Genomic DNA, 23,423 nt, shown 5'->3' with positions numbered 1-23,423 from the left:
ATGGAATTTGCATTACTCGATAAGATAATTTTTGCCTGCTATGCATTGATGATCATTGGGATAGGACTATGGGTCTCCCGTGGCAAAGGAAAAACTTCAGAAGATTACTTCCTGGCAAGTAAGTCGCTTCCGTGGTGGGCTATTGGTACTTCGCTTATTGCGGCCAACATTTCCGCAGAACAATTTATTGGAATGTCGGGTTCCGGTTTTGCAATTGGGCTGGCTATAGCGTCATACGAGTGGATGGCGGCTATTACGCTTATTATTGTGGGGAAATACTTTCTTCCCATTTTTATAGAAAAGGGGCTGTACACCATTCCTGAATTTATTGAGGTAAGGTACAGTACGAACCTAAAAACAATCCTTGCGGTCTTCTGGATCGCACTTTTTATATTTGTTAACCTTACATCGGTTCTCTACCTGGGTGCTACTGCTTTAGATACTATTGTAGGTTCGGGAGATGGATCTATCTTCCTGTATTCTATTATAGGACTTGCGCTGTTTGCAGCTGCCTACTCCTTGTATGGCGGACTCGCTGCCGTGGCATGGACAGATGTTGTACAGGTGGTTCTTTTGATCGTGGGTGGTTTGATCACTACTTATATTGGTCTTTCTCATGTTTCTGAAGACGGCGGAATTATTTCTGGTATTGTCACCATATATGAACAGGTGCCCGAAAAATTCTCTATGATCCTTGAAAAAGGAGAGATCATTACCCCTGGCGGGAAAGATGCCTGGTGGGATCTTCCCGGTTTGGCCGTTCTGCTTGGAGGGATGTGGGTAGCAAACCTTTACTATTGGGGCTTTAACCAGTATATTATTCAAAGGACCCTTGCGGCCAAAAGTTTGCGGGAGTCTCAAAAAGGGATCATTCTTGCAGGATTTCTGAAGCTTTTAATTCCGTTGATCGTAGTTGTACCGGGAATCATCGCTTACGTGATGAACACCGGCCCCGGCGGAGCTTTTGGGCCTGAATTTACAGATCCTTCTTTTGTTGCTGAAGGTGGCAGGATCATTAATGACAATGCTTTCCCATGGCTGATCAAAGAATTTGTGCCAGTTGGATTAAAAGGGCTTGTATTGGCAGCTCTTGCGGCGGCCATAGTTTCTTCAATTGCCTCTATGCTTAACTCGACTGCAACCATCTTTACGATGGATATCTATAAACCTTACATACAAAAAGGAGCTTCTGAAAAACGCCTCGTAACTGTAGGAAGGCTTTCAGCTACCCTTGCCCTTGTCATTGCTGTGTTACTGGCGCCACAACTTAGAAGTTTAGGGCAGGTCTTCCAGTACATACAGGAGTACACAGGGGTGGTAAGCCCGGGTATTCTGGCTGTATTCATGCTTGGGCTCTTCTGGAAAAAAACTACAAACAATGCAGCCATTTTTGGGGTGTTGATCTCTATTCCTATTGCATTATATTTCAAAGTAGGACCTTCCGGATGGAGTGATAGTCCGATTTTCGTGGAATTGCCATTTATGCATCAAATGTTTATCACCTGGATACTTACCATGGCGATTATGATGTTGTTTAGCTATATTGAGAATAAAGGTGCCACGCATCCAAAAGCAATTATTATTACCAAAAGCCTGTTTAAGACAGGGCCGGCCTTTAACATTGGTGCTTTTGCAATCTTATTGATCGTAACAATGTTGTACGCAATTTTCTGGTAGGTCTCTTCGGAAGTTTATAAATAAAAAAGACCGTCAAACGACGGTCTTTTTTATTCTGGTGCTTCAGAAATTGAAATGGATGAAGCTGAAGATAGGTGCCAAAAATGCCTTTTTTGACAACCTATTCCTGCGTATAGTGTTTTTCGGGAAGTTCCCTAAGTGTTTCTGCAGCCTGTTCAGCAGTGATGTCCCTCTGCGGGCCGGCAAAGAGTTCATATCCCACCATGAATTTCTTTACGGTTTTAGATCTTAACAGCGGGGGATAGAAAGACATGTGGAAATGCCATTCGGGATAATCGCTGTTGTTTGTGGGCTGTTGATGGATTCCCGAAGAGTAGGGGAAAGAGGTTTGAAACAGGTTGTCGTATTTTATGGTGAGCTGTTTCAGGATCTCTGCATAAGCTTTTTCCTCTTCCGCAGTAAGCTGGCCAATATGTTGCATTTGCCGCCGTGGGATGATCATGGTTTCGTAAGGCCAAATTGCCCAGTAGGGCACAAGGGCAACAAAATGCTCATTTTTAATGACGATCCTTTCTTCTAATTTTAATTCCTGCTCAAGGTAGTCTCCTAAAAGGCTTCTCTTATTGCGTTCCCAGTATTTTTTCTGATGTTCGGTCTTTTTTTGTACTTCTACCGGAACAGAAAGCTGGGCCCATATTTGCCCATGCGGGTGCGGATTGCTACAACCCATCATGTCACCCTTATTCTCGAAGATCATCACGTGATTAATATCTTCCCGGCTACCAAGGTCGGCATATTCTTCTTTCCATTTTTGTATGACCTTAATAACATCTTCTGTCTCCATTACGGGCAGCGTGAGGGAATGATCGGGGGAAAAACAAACTACCCGGCAAAGGCCTGTTTCAGAACTTGCCTTTAACAATCCATCTTCAAAGTCTTCCTGTGGGCCTCCCGGTAATAAAGCAGAAAAGTCGTTCCGAAAAGTATAAGGCTCTACATAATCTGGATTCGTGTCGCCGCTAGCCCTTTTATTTCCGGGGCAAAGAAAGCAGTCGGCGTCATAAGAAGGCCTTTTTTCTTCAGCCACTTTCTCAAGTCGCCCCTGCCAGGGCCTTTTGGTGCGGTGGGGAGACACCAGGATCCATTCTCCTGTTAAAATATTATACCTTTTGTGAGGATGAGTATTGAAATCTTCAGACATGAATATTAATTTTTGATGAGGTAGGTACCCTGTTCGGGTGATACGACTATAGCTTCAGGAGTGATGTTGAATTCCTTTTGATATGCTTCCGAAGCAATTTTTATAAACTCTTCAATTGCGTTTTCTTCAATTAAATTGATGGTACAGCCACCAAAGCCGCCGCCCATCATCCTGGCACCTTTAACCGGAGCATATTCGGTAGTGAGATCTACCAGAAAATCCAGTTCTTTACAGCTCACCTGGTATTCGTCGCGCAAGCCCTTGTGAGACTGGTACATGAGCAGCCCAAATTGTTCGAGGTCTTTTTGCTTCATAGCTTCTACAGCCTTAAGCACTCTTTCGTTTTCTGAAACCACATAATGGGCCCGGGTGTAAAGCAGCTCGGGCAGGGTGTCTTTAAATTCGGCCAGGCGTGCCAGGTTGACGTCTCTAAGCGAGGCAACTTCGGGGTATCTTTGGTTTATGAATTTTACGGCCTCCTCACATTCCTTTCTGCGGGTGTTGTATTCGCTCGAGGCAAGGCTGTGTGACACTCCTGTATTTAAAAGCAGCAGTTTGTGGCCTTCAAAATCGGCCGGAATATAAGTAGCTTCAAGATTGCGGCAGTCGAGCAAGATAAGATGTCCCTCTTTACTTAGAATCGAAGAATATTGATCCATAATCCCGCATTTTGTGCCCACATAATTGTGTTCGGCATTCCTCGAAAGCTCGGCTATGGCCTGGCGGGAAAGATCGAGGTGAAAGAGTTCGTTCAGGCCAAAGGCCACTCCACATTCCAGCGCAGCAGAAGAACTTATGCCGGCACCCACGGGTAGATCACTTTCAATAATGCAATCAAAACCTTCGGGATATTCCCCCAGTTTCTGTATTTCGTTGACCACCCCTAAGATGTAATTTTCCCACTCTTCATCACTTCTGGAGATCTGCCGGAGATCAAATTTTAAGTATTTCTGGTAAGTTTTGCTGTACACGTTGCAGGTGTAGGGAGAGTGGTTGGCTCTAAAGTGCAGTTTAATGGTCTTATCTATTGCTGTAGGCAGCACAAAACCATTGTTATAGTCTGTATGCTCACCAATAAGATTGATCCTGCCGGGGGCATATACCGTGAATTTTTTTTTAAAATTTCTGAAAGGTTCTGGTACGGTATCTTCCGTTATATTTTTCACAATGCTGAAAATTTAATTTTCTCAAAGTTAATAATTGTATATCGTACAATCATTTTTTAATCCGAAAAAAAATGGTTTTTTTGTAGTAAGTAATATCACTGTTAATGTACGAAGAGAAAGAGGGCCTGCCGGCTGTCACGAGAAAGTTCTATGAACAAAGCGAGAAGATGTTGGTGGCGACAGACTGTATCATCTTTGGCTTTGATGCCGGAAGTTTAAAGCTGTTGCTGTTTAAAAGGAGGGTTTCGCCTTTAGAAGGGCAGTGGTCGCTCATTGGGAGTTTTGTGAAGCTTGATGAAGATGTTTCGGCTGCTGCCGAAAGGGTGCTCGAGGAGATCACAGACCTCAAAGAGGTCTACATGGAAGAGCTGAAGGTGTATGGTGCTGTAGACAGAGATCCCGGTTACAGGTGTATCTCGGTGGGGCAATATGCCCTCATCAGGCTCAATGAATACGATAAAGAGCTGGTAAAAGAACATGGAGCGGTGTGGCATGATGTGAACGATCTACCTCCTTTGGTGCTCGATCATGAACAAATGGTTGCCGACGCTCTTGAAAAACTTAAAAATAAAGCCCGGTACCAACCATTGGGCTTTGAATTACTTCCCGAAAAATTCACAATCCCGCAGCTTCAAAGTGTTTATGAGGCTATTTTTCAAAGGGAGCTCGATACCCGGAACTTCCGCAAAAAAGTGTTCTCCCATAATGTGCTGGTAAAGCTTGACGAGAAAGATAAATCTACTTCAAAACGTGGCGCATTTCTCTACAAGTTCGATCACCAGCGCTACAGCGACCTCATAAAAGGCGGAAGTGATTTTGGCGTTTTCTAAACAATCCTTCAGAAGAAATTTTTCTAAAAATATTTTTTAATTTCAGAAATAATGGTAATATTTACATTTATAAACTGCTGTATGAAACAACAGTTAAAATTTATCATTTTAGTTTGTTTATCCCTTACTTTTTTTGGTTGCGAGTCCCTACCTCCTTCCAAAAAAGTAGGGGCACAGCAGAAGCTTCCCCGGCAGGTCATCAACTTTAACAACAACTGGAAATTTTACCGCGAAGATCCTTCAGTATTAACAGAAAGATCTGTAGAAGAGGTGGTTTTGCCTCATTCTGTAAAGATTGAGCCTTTGGTGGTGAATGACCAGTGGCAGGGAAAATCAATTTATCGCAAAGAATTTCCTGTTGAAAAGGCCAAAAATGAGAAGTGGTTTTTCCATTTTGAAGGGGTAATGCAGGAGGCGCATGTGAGCATCAATGATTCTCTGGTAAAGACCCACACAGGCGGATATCTCCCTTTTACTGTCGACGCAACGCCTTTTTTGAAGAATAATTCCCAAAACAGCATACAAGTAGAGGTCATTAATGTTGATGACGCCACCATTCCTCCCGGTAAACCGCTGGCCGATCTCGATTTCAACCTTTATGGCGGCATTTATCGAAACGTACAGCTCATAAAGACCAATCTGGTACATATTTCAGATCCTGTTTATGCAAAAGAGGTGAACGGCGGCGGAATTTTAGTGCATTTCGATAGCATTTCTTCGGAAAAAGCTTCCGGATTTGTGAAAGTGCATGTTGTCAATGATGCTGAAGCTGAAAAAAAACTGAAAGTGCGTGCCATTTTTACTTCGAAAGAAGGCGTGAAAATGACATTTTTGACACCTCAGAAAAAACTGGCTTCTGGCCGGGATGAACATTTTACGGCTGAAGTTTCCGTAGAAGACCCGAAGCTTTGGAGCCCTTCCCATCCAAATTTATACCAGTTGGAGGTTGAAGTTCTGGAAGGCGAAGAAGTTATAGACCGGCAGGCCATCACCACCGGGATTAGAAAGATCGAACTTACCGGAAACGCATTTTATCTCAACGGCCAGGAATTGTTCATCAATGGCACCAACCGCCACCAGGAATATCCCTACGTGGGTTACGCTATTTCTGACGAAGCCAATTATCGCGATGCGTATAAGATCAAGGAGGCAGGTTTCAACTTTGTGCGGCTTTCGCATTACCCACATGCCACGGCATTTTTGAAAGCCTGTGATGAGCTGGGCTTGCTGGTGATGAATGCCATTCCCGGCTGGCAGTATTTTGAGGAAGGAACATTTGCTGAAAATGCGCTGCAGGATGTTAAAGACATGGTGCGCAGGGACCGCAATTATCCCAGCGTTATTTTTTGGGAGAATTCCCTGAATGAATCGGGGATGACCGAAGCATTTATGGTGGAAGCCAATAAAATCCTTAAAGCCGAACTGCCTTACGACAATACTTTTAGTGCCGGCTGGATAGATCACCCTTCTTACGACCTTTTTATCCCTGCACGCCAGCATGCAAAACCGCCGACTTACTGGAATGACTACAACGAACCCAACCGACCTATTTTAATTGCTGAATACGGTGATTGGGAATATTACGCTCAAAATGCCGGTTTTAACCAGAAAGCTTTTGGCGATCTTAAGGAAGAGGAGCGAACCAGCAGGCAGCTGAGAACTGCCGGTGAAAAAAGGCTTTTACAGCAGGCACTGAATTATCAGGAAGCCACAAATTCTAACTTAAAAGGCGAACAAACCATTGGAATGTCAAACTGGCTCATGTTCGATTATAATCGCGGTTATGCCGATGATCTTGAAGCTTCAGGAATTTCAGATATTTTCAGGATCCCAAAGTTTAGTTACTACTTTTATAAGAGTCAGAAGCCGCCATATCAGGGGAATTTTTCCGAACCTATGGTATACATCGCAAATTACTGGCAACCCAATTCCACCACAGATATCACTGTATACAGCAATGCTGAAGAAGTGGCTTTATACCTAAATGGCGAACTGATAGAAAAAAAGGAACCTGAACTCACGTCCTTTTCAGATGAATTATGGTATCCGCCGTACACTTTTTCGATTCCTGAATTTGTTCCGGGGGAATTAAAAGCTGTTGGTTTCATTGATGGGAAAGAAGTCGCCACACATTTAGTACGCACGCCGGGAGAGGTGTCAAAAATGGCACTTTCGGTAGATATTTCCGGAAAGGAGATTGCACGGGAGACTTCAGATGTAGTTTTTATCTATGCTAAAATTCTTGATGCAAACGGATCATTGGTTCATAATTCCACTTTGCCGGTGACTTTTGAGATCATTTCCGGAGAAAATTCCCAACTAGTAGGGCAGAACCCCATAAATGCCGAAGCCGGAATTGCCACGATCCTTTTAAGAACAAAAGAATTCAAAGCCCCTATAACCATTGAGGCTACAGCAGAAGGTATGCCTGTTAGCAAAATTACGATTGAGTAAGTTAGCCTCATTATTTTTTTTTCATCTAATCTCAAAATAGTTAATTTTTTTCTGCTGAAGAACTCACTCGTTTTTCAGATGGAAGATAGACCTGTAACAATAAAAAAGCTGTCTTAAAAATCAAGGACCATTTCCCATGATTTTCAAGGCAGCCTGAAATATAAATTCCATTTATTGTCGGCGATTTTGTTGTAAAAGGGAATTTTCAGGATCTCTTCCATATGTCCAAATGTCTGCTGGTTACTAAAAATGGTGACGTGATATGGAGCAGCAAATTTCTATAAACCAGTAATATCTGCAGGAGTAAAGGCATCAGGAGGTGCGATATCGGCAAATTTTTCATAGCGGAGGGTATGCTCGTTGTAAAGGTTTATGAAATTCAGTTGGTAATCTGAAAGTGTTTTGATCATACTCTTTACATAATCTAATGTCGGGATAGGATCCCGATTAATGTTATCCTTTTTTTCGCTGTATCAAATACGTACATACAGGTTGGAGAAATATAGGCTCCAAAAATGTCATTTTTGACACCCCATAAAATGGGCCAATAAAGCGCACCCAATTTGTAAGCTTAAAAAACTAAGTCAGGAAAATTGTCCTGGAAGACTTTTGCGATTCTGCAGAGATAAACGGTCGCTTAGTACGGCTAAGCATTCAGAAAACTAGATAATCTTTAAGCTTTAAATAAGGTAACGAAAATTTTATTCTTTTAATTTTCTTATTAAAATGAAATTTTAACTTTCATTATCGAATATTTTAATACTTTTTTATATTTTTGAGAATCAGGTTTCATCCTTAATTAACCATTCTTCAGAAGAGAAAATCAACAAGAAATAAAAAATATCTATTATGAGTGCAGATCGAAGATCGTTTTTAAGAAATATGGCCCTTGGATCGGGCGCTATTGCTACTGGGGCATTTTTAACATCCTGTGCCAGCGAGGAGAAATTAACGCAAATTAAAGCTGCTGCAAGCAGGCAGCCGGCTATGAATTTTAATATGTCGGGTTATGCTGCACCTGCACTGGATACTGTTCGAGTTGGGATTGTGGGGATTGGAGACCGTGGGGCAGGGGCAGTAGAGAGAATGACTTTTATTGAAGGTGTAGAAATTACAGCGCTTTGTGATACACGGCAGGCTGCTGTTGATGGGGGGCAGACAATCCTACAGAAAGCCGGATTACCAAAAGCAGCCGAATATGTCAATGGAGAAAAAGGCTACATAGAAATGTGTCAAAGTGATAATATTGACCTGGTTTATATTGTTACTTCCTGGGAATGGCACATACCCATTGCTCTTGAAGCTATGGAAAACGGAAAGCATACCGCTGTTGAAGTTTCTACTGCACGTACCTTAGAAGAATGCTGGCAAATCGTTGAAACTTCTGAGAGAACTCGAAAACATTGTGTGATTCTTGAAAACTGCTGCTATGACTTCTTTGAGTTATTGACGCTCAACATGGCAAGACAGGGTGTTTTTGGAGAGCTTATACATGGCGAAGGTGCTTATATCCACGATCTTGATTACTGGCATTTTAATAAACCTCAGGATGATAAAATGACCGATGGTGCTTATGACAAATACTGGCGCCTTGAGGAAAATAAACGGCATGCCAACGTATATCCTACTCATGGTTTAGGTCCAATTTGCCAGGCTATGGATATTAATAGAGGAGATAAGATGGATTATCTCACCTCTATTATGAGTGATGATTTTACCCTGAGCAAAAGAATTGAAGAGGAAGCTGAAGAAAACCCCGCTTTGAAACAATTTGTTGGAGCCAATATGAGAGGAAATATGGATATTCAGCTTATCAAAACGAATAAAGGGCGCACCATTATGATTCAGCATGACATTAGCTCACCAAGACCCTATTCCCGTATTCACATGTTGAGTGGCACAAAGTGCTTTGCTCAAAAATGGCCTTTAAAGCACATCGCTTTTGGACATGACATCGCCGATGCAGATAAAATGAAAGAACTTGAGGAAAAATATTCTCCCGAGATTGTGCGTAAAGTTGGAGAAATGGCTAAAAAAGTTGGTGGTCACGGAGGTATGGATTTCATGATGGACTGGAGGTTGATTGACTGTCTTAGAAATGGCCTTCCCATGGATATGGATGTTTATGATGCGGCGTCCTGGAGTAGCATTACTTCTCTTAGCGAATGGTCTATAGCCAATAAATCTAATTCTATTGAAGTGCCCGATTTTACTCGTGGCGCATGGAAAACTAACAAACCCGTAACGCTGACCTTGGAAGGCGGAGGTACGACCGGAGTAAGAAATTTAGATAGAAAAGAAAAGAGTAAGCAGTTATCTGTTGAATAGAAACTATTAATGTTTCACGAATTTTAAATGGAAGTCTTTCAACCAGATGAATTTCCACCTCCTTACTATGAACTTTCGTTTGTTATCTCTTGTGATTGTTCTTGCCCTGGTCACTTTTCCTGGTGTAGGGCAGGAACTCTATAAGAAGGGGCAGCCTAATATTATATTTGTTTTGGTTGATGACATGGCTATGGTGATGTGGGAAGAAACCCGAACTTCAGCTGGAATGGAAAATACCGGGAGGTTCCAAAAATACCATTTCAACTAAAATTTTTTTCCGAAGCTAATTAAATCAAAATTGACCTCTATGTCCATGCGTTTATTTAGAAGTACCTCTACAATAATAATAATGGCTTTGTTTGCAGTGTTTCATTCTTTAAATGCGCAGGATCGAGAACGCGATCCCATTTTTGAAAACCCCAATGTGCAGGCCGAGAACAGGCTTCCTATGCGTGCTGCTTATTTTCCTTATGAAAACCAAAAATTAGCGCAGGAGAAAAACAAAGAAGCTTCCAACCGTTTTCTTGACCTAAACGGAACCTGGAAATTTTTTTGGACAGAACATTATAATGATCTTCCTGAAAATTTTGAAGCAGTAGATTTTAATGATTCAGGCTGGGACGATTTCAATGTTCCGGCAAACTGGGAATTTAATGGCTATGGAACACCAATCTATGTGAACCATCCTTTCGAATTTGCCGTTAAGAATCCTAATCCCCCGTTTATAGAGAATGAAAAAAATCCTGCAGGTATTTATCGCAGGGAGATAGAACTCCCTGCAGACTGGAGTGATATGCCGGTATTTATTCATTTGGGAGCTGTAAAATCGGCTTTTAGGCTCTATGTTAATGGCAAGTATGTTGGTTTAGGTGAAGATAGTAAACTGGAATCTGAGTATGACCTTACCAATTTTGTCAAACCTGGAAAGAACCAGATTACTATTGAAGTCCGTCGCTGGAGTGACGGCAGTTACCTGGAGGCGCAGGATTTTTGGCGCATTAGTGGGATTCAAAGGAATGTCTATTTATACGCCCGTCCAAAAGTGCATTTTTACGACCTCTTTGTTAAAAGTGGATTAACCAATAATTATACTGACGGAGAATTTTCAGTAGACCTGGAGGTTTGGAACCAGACTGATAAAGATCAGGGAGAAAATACAGTGGTAGCTAAACTTTTTGACGCTTCTCATAATGAAATTTATAAAGCTGAACAAAAAACGATTGGTCTTAAGCGGAAGCTTGGAAAAACAGTGCTTCAGTTCAAAGAATTAATTCCGAATGTACACCACTGGTCGGCTGAAACTCCCAATTTGTATACTCTCGAATTAACACTTTTAGATTCCGAAGGAAAGGTGAAGGAGGTAATCCAAACCAATGTTGGTTTCAAAACTTATGAAATAGACGGATATCAGTTTTTAGTCAACGGTAAACCTGTTTGGTTTAAAGGTGTAAACCGCCACGAATCTCACCCTGAAACTGCTCATGTGATGACGCGGGAGCAGATGCGGGAAGATATTCGTATTATGAAGGAACTCAACATGAATGCGGTTCGACTTTCTCATTATCCCAATGATCCTTACTGGTACGAGTTGTGCGACAAATATGGCTTCTATGTAATTGATGAAGCCAATATTGAGTCCCACGGAATGTATTATGATCCTGAAAGCACTTTAGGTAACGATCCTGAGTGGGAACATGCCCACATGTTGCGAATCAAAAGAATGGTGGAGCGGGATAAAAACCATCCTTCGATTGTAGCCTGGAGTCTTGGGAACGAGGCAGGGAATGGGTACAATTTTTACAATGCCTATACCTGGCTTAAAGGGTTTGATCCTACCAGGCCGGTTCAATACGAACGTTCTACTACCGAGTGGAATACCGATATTATTGTACCTCAATACCCTCACCCGGCGTCTATGGAACGCTGGGCGCAGAGCAATCCTACAAGACCTTACATTATGAGTGAATACGCTCATGCTATGGGAAACAGCATGGGGAACTTTAAGGAATACTGGGAGATGATTGAAAAATATCCTCAATTATAGGGAGGATATATCTGGGATTGGGTAGACCAGGGAATATATAAAGAGGTAGATGGAAAAAAGGTCTTTGGTTATGGCGGAGACTGGGGGCCTGAAGGTACTCCAAGTGATAACAACTTTTTGATAAATGGAATTATTATGGCCGACCGATCCTGGAACCCTCACTCCTATGAAGTGCGAAAGGTATACCAGGAAGTTGGTTTCAGTTTAACCGAAGACAAACAGAAGGTGGAGATCTTCAATAAATATTTCTTCCGTGATCTTTCCAACTATGAATTTAAAGTAATTTTACTGAAGAATGGAGAAATAATAAAATCTGAAAAATTAGGAAGTTTTTCTATAGCTCCAAGAAATACGGTTGCAGTAGAGATTCCTTTTAGTGTGCCTATAGATACAGCAGCAGAATACAGATTGCATTTTACCGGCAGACTTGCTGCAAAAGAAGGTTTTGTGGCTTCGGGTACTCTTTTAGCCGAAGCTGAGTTTGCTGTTACTCCTCCTGTTTCTGAATACACAAATTTAAAAGCTGTTGAGTTAAAAGTGGATGAAAAGGATCAGATGATCAGCTTTTCAAAAGGTTCTTTTTCAATCACTTTCGATAAAACGACCGGCAGATTCTCAAATTATAAGTATAAAAGGGATGTTCTCATAGAAAAAGGTCCGCAATTAAGCCTTTTTAGACCCTTGGTTGATAATGACTTTGGAGGGGGACTAAACAGAAAGCTTGATTATCTAAAGCAGCCTGAACTTGAAGTTGTGGAATTCACACATGGTAAAAACGCAGATGGAGCCACTCAGGTTAAAGTTATTTACGAGGTGTTACAGGGAGATGCCAAATTGACCCAGGTCACTACCATCTTCGATGATGGCGTACTCAAGGTGGATAATAATTTTGAAGCCGTAAAAGGAGATCATGAGATGTTGTTAAAATTTGGGAATGAGTTATTGCTTCCGAAGAAACTTGACACTTTTAAATGGTATGGTCGTGGCCCATGGGAGAGTTATGAAGACCGAAAATTTAGCGCCATGGTTGGCATCTATAAAGGAAGTGTAGAAGAGCAATACCATCCCTATGTAAGGCCACAGGAATCTGGCAATAAAACAGATGTGCGTTGGGCCGAGATCTCAAATGGCCGTAACACAGGTATTAAAGTTAGTTTCACTGAAGACCTGCTGAATGTTTCGGCTTTACCTTACACTAAGGAACAACTGTATCCTTCTTCAGAAAAAGGACAGGAACATTCCAGGCTGTTGAAAAAAGGAGAACACACCTACCTGGATATTGATTTACGACAAATGGGTGTTGCTGGTATAAACAGCTGGGGAAGTTTAGCCTTAGAAAAATACCGTATGCCCTTTCAAAATTATAGTTATAGCTATATTATTAAGCCGCTGTGAATTTTTGGTTGAGCAGTAGTGCAGCCTGTCGGATTTAGACCCTACCTAAATCTGGCAGGCTTTTTTATGTTTAATAGTGATTAGGAGCCAAGTTTAAATTGGCCGCGGTTTTCCTGGAGGAATAGTTGTACAGGCTCTTTCATGGTCAAGATTAGCCTTTTTTTTTGGCTGAATGGATTTATATCCTCCATAAAAGGTAGATTATATTGAGGAATTATTCAGGTGAAAAATGCCATTTTTGACAAGTAATTTTTGGTAGTTCAGAACTTTTAAAGGGAATTGATTACGAGTTTTACTTTCTCTATTACTTCGGAAGCTGTTGTCTGCTCAAAGTTGTTATTATTGAAAAGATACAGGGTTTCTTCCAATTCTTCTAGAGCCTTTTGATCATTGCTGCTTCTGAATTCTTCTTTGAAAACCTGAATTTTATCATAGGCCTGAATGCCTGCAAGGTGTTTTTCAAACCTTATGGAAGTCCTTCCCCCCGGGGTAAACAAAATAGGTGTCTCCTGCAGCCCAGGTTTAGTATAAGTTGAGGTTGTAACTTTTAAACCTGTGATATTAAAAAAGTGTTATTGACTCAGTTTAAACACTAATGTTTCGTGGGATTGAACTTGGAAATTTAACTTGTCAGTTTTTCCATAACCTTTTTTGCTCCATACATCCAGCAGTTTATATTTTCCGTTCAAACCTAAACTGTCCAGGTTCTCTTTAAATCTTCGTTTTTTTTCAGAAGTATTTAAGATGCCAACTGCATAATTTCCATCGGTTAGAGGTTTCACGAAAACCTGCCAGTCGTCTTTATTAATTACTCTTTTGCCCTGTTTGCCCAACGGATCCTGATCTATGGCAATTATATCTTTATTAGCTAGTATTCTTAGGGTTTCTTCATCCATATTACTCACGTCATTGCTTATCATCAATGGCGCAGCCATAAGACACCACAGGCTCATTTGACTTTGATATTCGGTATTTGTGGCACCATGACCTCCCTGATCTCCAGAAGGGCCGCTTTTACCCCTTAAACCTACAACCAGCATGTCTGGATCATTCCATCCTCCCGGACCGGCATATTCATCTAACTCGGCATTGATTTCCAGAATATCAAGTATTCCATAACCTATACTTTCTTCATGAAGATTGGTTCCTTTTGGAGCGTTTGCACTCCATTTATCCCGAATGTCGTAGGTGGTACGCCACAACTGTCCGCCGGCCTCTTTGGCCCATAGCCATGGCTCCCGCTGTCCCCATTCACATACAGAAAACACGATCTCCCGGCCAGAATCTTGCAAAGCATCAGCCATTTTAGAGTACCTTTTCTCGGCAGTTTCTCTATCGATTGGGGCACCACAGTAATCGTATTTTAAATAGTCTACATCCCAGGATGCAAAAGTTTTGGCGTCTTGTTCTTCAAACCCAAGACTGGCTGTATAGCCGGCACAGGTAAGTTGTGCCGCATCGGAATAGATGCCAAGTTTCATTCCTTTGCTGTGCAGGTAATCTGCCAAATCTTTAATGCCTGAAGGAAATTTTTCTGGATCGGGAATAATGTTGTTTCGATTATCACGCCCGCCCTGCCAGCCGTCATCAATAAAAATGTAATCATAGCCCAGCTCTACAAGGCCTTCCTCTACCATAGCATCGGCCATAGATTTGATGTCTTGTTCATTAATATCATCTCCAAAATAATTCCAGGTCATAAATCCCATGGGTGGAGTAGGAGCCAGCAATGATTCTTGAGCATTTGAGGTAAAAGAAAAAGAAAGAAAAATAAATAAAAATAAAAAAGGTTTCAAATAGTGCATAATGGTGAGGTGTTGGAGCAATTATAAAGATAATGAAAGTTTATTTTGTGATCCTGAGTTTAATCTATTGACATCAACTTTTTCTTCGTTTAGACTAGGCTATGGAAGCTCTTTAAAATTTATTTGTGGAGAAGATTTACTGGCTTCACGACTAAAATCGGAGTTAACAGGGGTGAAATCGTCGAAAAAACCACAGTTTATTCAAATAATAACCTTCGTCAATTTCCCCACCTGCATAATCCAGTCTGTCTTTTTGGTTAGCGGTGGCATCAGCCGTAAAGATAGCCTTGGTGAGTTCTATCCAGCCCTTGTCTTTATCATAGATCCACTGGTTTTTATAATGAGCTTTTCGAGCAGTATCACCGGTGGCAGGCACAAAATTTTCTAAGAAAGAATATAAATTACCAAGGTAATTACTGGCCCTGGGCCTTTTAAAACTGGCTATGAGTTCCCACTGGCTTTTTTCTGGCGCATAAAAATATGCAGTATAGTTAGTATGATCGGGTCCGGCAGGTTCGCCTTTTAATAGAAAGCGGTATGTTGTTCCTGTTTTCCACATATAGCGTTTAAAACTTTGTCCGCCGGAACCTTCGTTCCCAAATTCGCCCGTATTCACTCCGTCGCCTTTTTTCAGCAATACTATTTTCTGGTCTTCGGGGATTTCAGCAGGATCTTGCGTGTCATAAGGGCTCCATACCGAGAAAAGGATGCGGCGTTCGCTCTCCGAATTTACCTGTATGCCGAAATAGCCGTGAGAAAATCCGTTTGCCATATAATAGGAGCCAATTACATCTTCGCCTTCGGGGACTTTTATTTCGTTATAAAAATATAGTGTTTTTTCACTTTTCTCCGGTATAGGATAACGGAGGTGTACAGAGGGACCCCGACGCCCAAAATGGAAATTGTCTGTCACAAAATTCACATCACCTTCTGCAGCATTTCCTGCTAATAAAACTTCATTTATATCCACAGAAACATCTGGATCTGGCTGTAATATTTCCAAAGTAAGTTCCTGGTATCCGGACTGGTTGATTGTAAACTCTCCCAGATAAACATCACCAAAAATGACATTTTTGAGAGTTATGTTCTTACTTGCACCATTTAAAGTAGCCTTTAAAACAACTTTTTCAGAAGAGGTTTTTACGTGCAAGCCCACACTTAGCTGACCTTCCTCTGAAATCCTGAAGTAGGTTTTTAGAGGTTCGCTACCGTTCCAGTTTCGGATTCCTTCTTTTGTTATAGTTTGATGATCGTGCTGTTCATTGTGGGAAATCCATGAATTTTCTCCTGCGGGGATGCGTTGTGTATACTGTATCGAAGTTTCTTTAGAAGATCCCTTATTTTCACAGGAAATCAGGAGAATATTTAAAAGAACGATAACTACAAGCTGGTAATTTTTCATTGTAAAGAGGATTACTAGTTTATTCAGAGAAAATTTAAGTTCATGACTACAATTCCTTTTGTAAACCCAATGTGGGGTCAAAAAGGACTTTTTTCTTCAAGCTGTTTTACCTTAATATTTTGAATAATACCCTGAAAGACAGGTTCTAATTGGGAGCCAATGAATTCAACAGGAAACAATGTTTGGATATTCTTGCTTCCAATTATTTTTCCATCAGCGTATAAAGTTGTTTTGCCTTTTTCACCTACAATTCTCAGATGAGTGGTTTTACCGATGGGAATGTTATGTTCAAAAATTATCACATCTGGATTATGAGAGGTTAGAGGGGTATCTCCTTCTGTTTGATTTGCCCGAACAATGGCAACACCTCTTTTTGAGTACGAGGTGTCATTTTCTTTAAAAGTATATTCCAAATCTGTATAAACTGTCGCCAATTGTGAAGATAACAGTACTTCTTTACCGGGAGAGGAGGCTGTTCTTTTAAGGACAATTTCTACGGACCAGGGATACTCTACATTCTTTAATGCTGTACCAGTCTCTATTTTTGAACTTCCGGATAAATTAATTTTATTTTTGCTGAGTATGGTATTTTCATTGGTAAAAGACCGTGACAGGATCGTAGTGTTCGGAATTTTTATTAAAGCTGATGCTTTACTATTAAATTCTTCCACCGAGTCGTAGCCTTTTGTACCCCACATTTTTTCAGAAAAAACAAATATAGAAGGCAGCACCAGGCGTGCAATTTCAGAAATGTTATAGCCTGTGGGGCCAAAGTCGTTCCAGATGTGTAATTTACTTCCCAAGAGATTTTGATCACCGTGAGACAGATTTTGTTCCTCCTGATTACTAAAGATGAGAGGAGTCCATTCTTCATAAATGAATTTATTGTTCACCCCATAATAAGGAGCTCCGGGAACTATATAGGAGAAATAGTGGGAGGAATTAATTAAACTATACCCTTCTTTAGATTTATCTTTGGCAGCACTGGTTTCCCACATGTCTATGATCACATCGTTGTCTATTTTTGTGCGACCTGGCATATTTTCAAATCCCGACCAGATTCGGGCGTTTTTTCCGTGTTTTTTGACCACTCTATTAAAGTGATTTATATATTTTAGGAATGTATCTCCAATTTTAAGTTTAAGAGAGTCGTCTTTTATGCTGTTAATACGGTACTCGTCTGTACCTAAATGAAAATCTGGAGCATTGAAGTGAGGAATGACTTCTGCCAGTATTTCTTCCATGAACTCGTATGTATCTTCATTAGTGATATCCAGATAATTGGGGCTTAGCCACGGACTCTTAAGATCGGGACGTATATTTGTAAAGGCCAGGGAATGCCCGGGAGAATCTATCTCTGGGGTAATCGTGATTCCGTAAGAGGCTGCAAAATTCTGAAGTTCCTCAATCTCTTCCCAGCTATAATAGCCATCTTTTGCTGTGAGTTCGGGGTATTTTTTGCTTTCCAGGCGGTATGCACTGTAACCTCCCCAGGAATTATCGCTAAGATGTAAATGAAGTTCATTCATCTTTACCCAGGCCATAATCCTTATAAAATCCTTTAATTCGCTTATCGTAAAGAATTTACGAGCGACGTCAATCATCAACATACGCTTTTCGTAAGTTGGGAAGTCGATAATTGTTCCGGCTGAAAGTTCACCACTATTGTTAGCCTGAGAGAACAACTGCAGCAATGTTCTGGTGGCGTGAACCATGCCATTGTATGAGTCGGCTTTTATAGTGGTATTCATATCCAGTTCTATCTGGTAAGCATCCTCCTGAGCATTAATGTCCGAATACTCTGTGTCAAATTCCAGATTTAGAACAGAATCACCTGGAGCATCTACAAGGGTCACTCCAAGGTCAATAAGTTCAAGTTTAAACCTTTCTAATAATAATCGTTCTTTTGGTGCAGTGGTAGGATTTGAATTTACATTTACTGCTCTAAAATGTATTTCACTTCCAATGGGATTCCATTCCTGGGGTGCCGGGATAATATTTATGGAATTTTGAGCAAGAGCACAAGTAAGACTTATAAAAAAAATTAAAATAGTTGCAATAAGTTTTTTCATGGAAAATGTTTTTGATCGATGACTATTCCTTTAATTCTTCGCCTTATAAACTGTATTGGTAAAGGAATTATTAATTAAAAGCCCTGCTGAAATTTGAGCAGGGCCTTACAGTAGAGGTTAGAATATGGCTAATTCTAATTCAGGTAAGTCTGATTTGTATTATTTTCGATGTTCATCAATTATTGAGTAGGGTTCTGCGTCAAAGTTCCAGGGTAGGAATTAATGGCATCTTGTGGAATGAAATATATCACGCGATAATCAGTGGCAGTAATATCCTCAAACTGATTGTGGGGGCCTGGATACTCCCGTTCCAGAGTTTTGCCATTCCTAAACACGTCGTAACTTCGTTCTGCCTGGAAAGCAAGTTCCAATTGGCGCTCCTTATCAATTAAGGTACTAGCGTTTGAAGCATTTAAATCACTGTACCCTCCTCCCACGATAGAACGTTCTCTAATAGTATTTAAATCTGCCAAAGCAGCACTATAATTTCCTAATTTCGCGTAGGCTTCTGCTCTATTGAGATAGATTTCTCCTAAACGACTTATTACAGGGGAATGTAAATGGGATTCCTCACCTTCGAGTGAGGCTTTTGTAATGTAAAATTGAGGGTAAACCCGGTTAAGTGTTATATAATTATCTATAACTCCAGTATAAGATTTATTTCCATATTGGATGGAGTAAATTCCCTGTTCACTGTCAATGGGGGTGAGTGAATAATCGTTAGTTCCTTCTGTTGCAGTAATGTTACCACCACTCCGGGTAATCTCAGCCTGCACATAATTTAAAATTTCTCCATCTTCTTTGATAAAACGAAAAACTTCAGTGTATTCTCCTGTTTCAGAATTTGTTGCGTAAGTGGGGCGGATGAAAGCTGCACGTGCATCTTTCATGTAATAGCTGTTGGGACGCCAGTCATTTCGTCCTGTCTCACTTAATAATTCTATATGTCGGGCACTGGCATACATTTCTCCCCAGCCCATTCCACCTATATTGGCATACATTCCCCCTACACCATAATAGTGATCGTAACCCGAGAATTCTGAAGCTACACGTTTAATCGCAAATATAGTCTCTGGATTGTTTTCAGGAATATAGGTATTATACTCCATGAACTGTTCTCTCGGTAAAAGAGAAAACTTTCCAGAATTAATTACTTTGTCAGAATATTCTATTGAAAGTTGAGCGAATTCTGTGTTAGGAGATTCATAGGTCCCGCTCATGTACAAATATATACGGGATAACATTGCCTGAGCTGCTTCTTTGGTAGCATAGATAGGTTCTTTATCTAAAGTTAAAAGTTCTTCTGCTTTTTTCAGGTCTTTAATGGCTTGCAAATAGCTCTCTGCAACCGTAGCGCGGTCGGGTAATTCGAGGTTGATGACATCTTCGGGAGTTCCATTAACAATAGGAATACCCAGGTTTGTTTCTGGATTTTGATAATATGGACGGCCAAAAGCCCGGGTAAGGTAAAAGTACATCATTCCACGAATGTAGTAAGCCTCACCTATACTGTTGTCGATTTCTGTACTCTGTCCCTCGTCAATCATAGCTATGACATTTGAAGCCTGAGCAATAGCTTTGTAACCAGAATCCCAGAACTGGGTTAGTCTGTAGTTATTTGGAGTACGGGCATAGGAGGTAAATTCATAAAAAGCATCTGTAGATGATCCACGTATCATCATGTTGTCTCCCGCGTATTCTCCCATCCTGTGCATGGGGTCCGACCATGCTTTTAACTGTGCATAGGTTCCATTCAGCAATGCCTCAAGAGCAGCATCAGGATCATCTACAATTGTTCCAGAATCCATACTACCATGAGGTAAGCGGTCAATTTCACAGGCTAAAAATAATATTGCGGCCAAGAAAGTTGTAAATATTTTTTTCATGATATTCCTATTTAAAATGTTACGTTGAGTCCAAACATATATTTACGAGTGGAGGGATATACACCCGGTCCGGTTGATCCCATAATAGCTCCCCCGCTACCTGCTGGGATTTCAGGATCTACTCCGGAGTAATCTGTAATTACAAAAAGATTTTCTCCAGATAAAGAAACACGCAAATTGTCTATTGATAATATGCTGGTAGGAACATTATATCCTAGCGTTAGAGATCGTAGCTTCAAAAAATCACCATCTTCTAAAAAACGTGTAGAAGGTGCATTTGCTTTGTCTTGATTATTATATCTAGCAATGGGATGTGTGGCTATGTCGCCTGGTTTTTCCCAACGACTCCAACCTGGTCTCAATTTCATTTGATTTCTGTCTGTGTATGTTCCGTCGGAATCATATTCTTGTCGGGAGTAGTTATAGATTTTACCTCCTATGGCAAACCCGAACATGGCGCTAAGGTCAAATTGTTTGTAATTTATAGCAGTTGAAAAACCACCAAAAAGATCAGGAGACACCTTTCCTGTTTTTTCATAGGTAGCTTCTGAGTAATTGCTGGTAGTAGTTCTGGATAGTTCGTTTCCTTCATCATCTCTCTCCACCTGATACCACAAGGGTAATCCATTTTCCGAATTTACACCGGCCCATTCCTTGAGGTAATAAGTGTCAACAGGGCGACCTGGTTCTAACATGCGTTGTGCAGAACCTGCAATGCCGAGTCCATCACTTATAATTATAGGTCTGACTATGTAATTTCCATTAGCATCTTTTGTTTTGTACAGTTGAGTTAATTCATTGGTATTATGACCCAAGTTGAGATCTAAGCTCCAGATTAAATTTTCATTTTGGATGACATCTCCTCCAAGACCAAACTCAAATCCTTTGTTTTGCATTTCACCAATATTTTGCCATATACTGGTTACACCCGTCAATCCAGTAATGGGAACCCGATAGAGAATATTTTCTGTGTTTTTAATGTAATAATCAAAAGTAAATCTCAAACGATTCTTAAAGGCAGTTGCGTCTACTCCAATTCCGCTTGTATAAGTTTTTTCCCAGGTGAGGTCATTATTTCCTATTTGGCTAATAAGAGCTCCTGGCTGTTCATTATAACTAGCACCACTAGAAACAGAGTATAAATCGTACTGGGGATAAAGAGATGTTGGTCTATTTCCTACTGAGCCATATGCTGCGCGCAATTTTAAGGCATCTATTTGCTTTGCCCGGAACCATTTTTCTGTATGAATATTCCATCCTCCACTGACGGAAAAGAAATTGCCATATTTGGCATTCTCCCCAAAATTAGAAGCCCCATCTCTTCGAAAAGAGATCTGAGCTAAATATTTACGGTCATAAGCATAATTAGTATTAAAAAGAACTGATTGAACGGCCCATTCACTAATACCTCCTTTAGTACGTTCAGGTTTGGCCACCACATCCAAAACCTCAAATCCTGGAATAAAACCTGTACCGTAAGCGTCGAGAGATGCACCTAGATAATCATTAAACTCATAAGCTATTAAGCCTTGTAGATCGTGCTTACTCCATGTTTGATCGAACCTTAAAATTTGATTAGTATATCGGCGGGTACTTTCCGATCGGTAATCTGTTATTCTTCCACCTACACTTTCACCACCATTTGAACGCGGATCGGTATAGCCATTAGCTTTATAATGAGTGTAGCGATAGCTGTTGACAGAAGAGAAAGTTAACCAATTGGTCAGTTTGATGTCAAAATCCATATTACCCATGAACTGGTAGTTTTTATTTGACGAGTGATTCCATTGGAGATCATATAAATAATTTGTACTCGCACTATTCACCCAACTGCTGGAACGGTGAGATACAAGGTTTCCCTCATCATCATAAGGACTATCCCATGGCAGGTTGGAGTACATAGCTGTTGTAGAATATTGACGGTCCTCGACATCTCGCAGGGAACCCGTCAAAGATGGTTTAATTGTTAGCCATTCAGTTGGTCTGTACTCAGTATTTAATCTGAAGTTGTAACGTGTGTAATCGTAGCCTTTTACTGCTCCTTGTTCATCATATAAACCCAGGGACAAATAAGAACGAAGAGTCTCACTACCTCCTTGAACAGAGACATTAATATCCTTCGTAAAACCATTTCTTGTTGCCAAATTCCACCAATCAAAGTTACTATTCCGCAAATCAGCATTCCAACGGGGAAACGAAATTTGGTCAGAATTAGAAAATGAGGCATAATAGTCATAGAGCTCTGTCCCATTCATCATTTCCAGATTTCCGTTAGTTAACTCATTAAAGCCAATGTTGGAGGACAGACTTACTGTTGTTTCTCCCATTTTAGCCCTTTTAGTTGTTACTACAATCACACCATTGGCTCCCTGTGAACCATATATGGCGGTAGAGGCTGCATCCTTTAGAATTGTTATAGATTCAATATCGTCTGGATCCATTTCTCCTGCATCAGATCCTATTATAACTCCATCTACTACCCAAAGAGGGCTGGTCGTTCCGCTTAAAGTTGCCTGCCCACGAATTACCACACCTCCTCTTGAACCTGGCTGCCCGGACCCTGGAGCCACATAGACTCCTGGAGCTTTTCCATTAAGCATATTTTCCACAGAAGGGGATGTGATATCTCTTAATTCTGCACCTCCAACAGTTTCTAAAGCCCCAGTAAGACTTTCTCTTTTCTGTGTGCCATATCCCACTACCACTACTTCGTCTAAAGCAGCAGCACCTTGCTGAAGCGCGATATCGATTTCGTTTCTGTTGTTAATATTAATTTCCTGAGTGGTGTAGCCTAAGTATGAAATAACTAAAGTTGCGTTGGCGGAAGTCTCAAGCAAATAATTCCCGTCAAAATCGGTCATGGTACCATTAGTAGTGCCTTTTTCAATGATGTTGACACCAGGAATAGGGATTCCGGTGTCATTGTCTACGATTTTTCCGCTTACCTCTACGATATTTTGTCCCAGCATAATGATGGAGAAGAGCAGAAAATAAGTGGTTATTACTATTTTTTTCATAATTCTGGGTGGGTTGTTTTTTGATTATTTTAAGAAGTTAAATATAAATTAGATAGTAAATGAAAGAAAATATTCTTCGTTAACTTCTGCTAAGTTATTTTTTTAATTTTTATTACCAAAATAATTATTAATATTTATTTAATAATTTCTGAATGCTTTGGGGGTTTAGATGCTTTTTATCAAAG

Annotated in this window: 15 protein-coding genes and 1 pseudogene; 7 read left to right on the top strand and 9 right to left on the bottom strand. The window is 40.6% G+C overall.

Annotated features, from left to right (window positions below; genetic code table 11):
• Complete coding sequence (locus ACQ93I_RS10165; protein ID WP_431698420.1) at nt 1–1,677, top strand: sodium/sugar symporter; 1,677 nt, start codon at nt 1–3, stop codon at nt 1,675–1,677.
• Between the two features lie 121 nt (nt 1,678–1,798).
• Here ACQ93I_RS10165 and ACQ93I_RS10160 read toward each other — a convergent pair whose 3' ends face one another.
• A complete protein-coding gene (locus ACQ93I_RS10160) occupies nt 1,799–2,839 on the bottom strand; it encodes a UDP-glucose--hexose-1-phosphate uridylyltransferase (protein ID WP_431698419.1) in 1,041 nt (346 codons plus the stop codon).
• Nucleotides 2,840–2,844: 5 nt separating this feature from the next.
• Nucleotides 2,845–4,005: a galactokinase gene (galK, locus tag ACQ93I_RS10155; RefSeq protein WP_431698418.1), complete on the bottom strand. Its 1,161-nt coding sequence runs from the start codon at nt 4,003–4,005 to the stop codon at nt 2,845–2,847.
• 104 nt (nt 4,006–4,109) lie between these two features.
• On the opposite strand from galK, the gene ACQ93I_RS10150 reads away from it, so the two are divergent.
• Complete coding sequence (locus ACQ93I_RS10150; RefSeq protein WP_431698417.1) at nt 4,110–4,835, top strand: NUDIX hydrolase; 726 nt, start codon at nt 4,110–4,112, stop codon at nt 4,833–4,835.
• Nucleotides 4,836–4,916: 81 nt separating this feature from the next.
• The gene (locus ACQ93I_RS10145) at nt 4,917–7,289 is read left to right on the top strand and encodes a glycoside hydrolase family 2 TIM barrel-domain containing protein (protein WP_431698416.1); all 2,373 of its coding nucleotides are present in this window, start codon (nt 4,917–4,919) and stop codon (nt 7,287–7,289) included.
• Between the two features lie 278 nt (nt 7,290–7,567).
• Here the strand turns inward: ACQ93I_RS10145 and ACQ93I_RS10140 are convergent, their stop codons facing one another.
• A complete protein-coding gene (locus ACQ93I_RS10140) occupies nt 7,568–7,699 on the bottom strand; it encodes a hypothetical protein (protein ID WP_431698415.1) in 132 nt (43 codons plus the stop codon).
• 439 nt (nt 7,700–8,138) lie between these two features.
• Between ACQ93I_RS10140 and ACQ93I_RS10135 the strand changes: the two genes are divergently transcribed.
• The 4 genes and pseudogenes from ACQ93I_RS10135 to ACQ93I_RS10120 all read left to right on the top strand — a co-directional run bounded on the left by ACQ93I_RS10135 (nt 8,139) and on the right by ACQ93I_RS10120 (nt 13,056).
• Nucleotides 8,139–9,617: a Gfo/Idh/MocA family protein gene (locus ACQ93I_RS10135; RefSeq protein WP_431698414.1), complete on the top strand. Its 1,479-nt coding sequence runs from the start codon at nt 8,139–8,141 to the stop codon at nt 9,615–9,617.
• Nucleotides 9,618–9,684: 67 nt separating this feature from the next.
• Complete coding sequence (locus ACQ93I_RS10130; protein WP_431698413.1) at nt 9,685–9,885, top strand: hypothetical protein; 201 nt, start codon at nt 9,685–9,687, stop codon at nt 9,883–9,885.
• 39 nt (nt 9,886–9,924) lie between these two features.
• Nucleotides 9,925–12,138: pseudogene (locus ACQ93I_RS10125) on the top strand (glycoside hydrolase family 2 TIM barrel-domain containing protein); the annotation flags it as partial.
• Between the two features lie 78 nt (nt 12,139–12,216).
• Nucleotides 12,217–13,056, top strand: a complete 840-nt coding sequence (locus ACQ93I_RS10120; RefSeq protein ID WP_431698482.1) for a beta-galactosidase small subunit — start codon at nt 12,217–12,219, stop codon at nt 13,054–13,056.
• A gap of 269 nt (nt 13,057–13,325) precedes the next feature.
• Here the strand turns inward: ACQ93I_RS10120 and ACQ93I_RS10115 are convergent, their stop codons facing one another.
• From ACQ93I_RS10115 to ACQ93I_RS10090, 6 genes are all read right to left on the bottom strand, one after another.
• Complete coding sequence (locus ACQ93I_RS10115; RefSeq protein ID WP_431698412.1) at nt 13,326–13,553, bottom strand: hypothetical protein; 228 nt, start codon at nt 13,551–13,553, stop codon at nt 13,326–13,328.
• Nucleotides 13,554–13,628: 75 nt separating this feature from the next.
• Entirely contained in the window at nt 13,629–14,861 is a 1,233-nt protein-coding gene (locus ACQ93I_RS10110; RefSeq protein ID WP_431698411.1) for a glycoside hydrolase family 27 protein, read from the bottom strand.
• Between the two features lie 163 nt (nt 14,862–15,024).
• Nucleotides 15,025–16,263, bottom strand: a complete 1,239-nt coding sequence (locus tag ACQ93I_RS10105) for a DUF3472 domain-containing protein (RefSeq protein ID WP_431698410.1) — start codon at nt 16,261–16,263, stop codon at nt 15,025–15,027.
• Nucleotides 16,264–16,340: 77 nt separating this feature from the next.
• Complete coding sequence (locus ACQ93I_RS10100; protein WP_431698409.1) at nt 16,341–18,335, bottom strand: beta-N-acetylhexosaminidase; 1,995 nt, start codon at nt 18,333–18,335, stop codon at nt 16,341–16,343.
• 179 nt (nt 18,336–18,514) lie between these two features.
• A complete protein-coding gene (locus ACQ93I_RS10095; RefSeq protein WP_431698408.1) occupies nt 18,515–20,221 on the bottom strand; it encodes a RagB/SusD family nutrient uptake outer membrane protein in 1,707 nt (568 codons plus the stop codon).
• An 11-nt stretch (nt 20,222–20,232) separates the two neighbouring features.
• Nucleotides 20,233–23,238, bottom strand: a complete 3,006-nt coding sequence (locus tag ACQ93I_RS10090) for a SusC/RagA family TonB-linked outer membrane protein (protein ID WP_431698407.1) — start codon at nt 23,236–23,238, stop codon at nt 20,233–20,235.
• Nucleotides 23,239–23,423: the final 185 nt, after the last annotated feature.

The organism is Salinimicrobium sp. WS361, assembly GCF_050750585.1.
Classification (GTDB): domain Bacteria; phylum Bacteroidota; class Bacteroidia; order Flavobacteriales; family Flavobacteriaceae; genus Salinimicrobium.
This window is presented reverse-complemented; position numbering and strand designations above follow the sequence as displayed.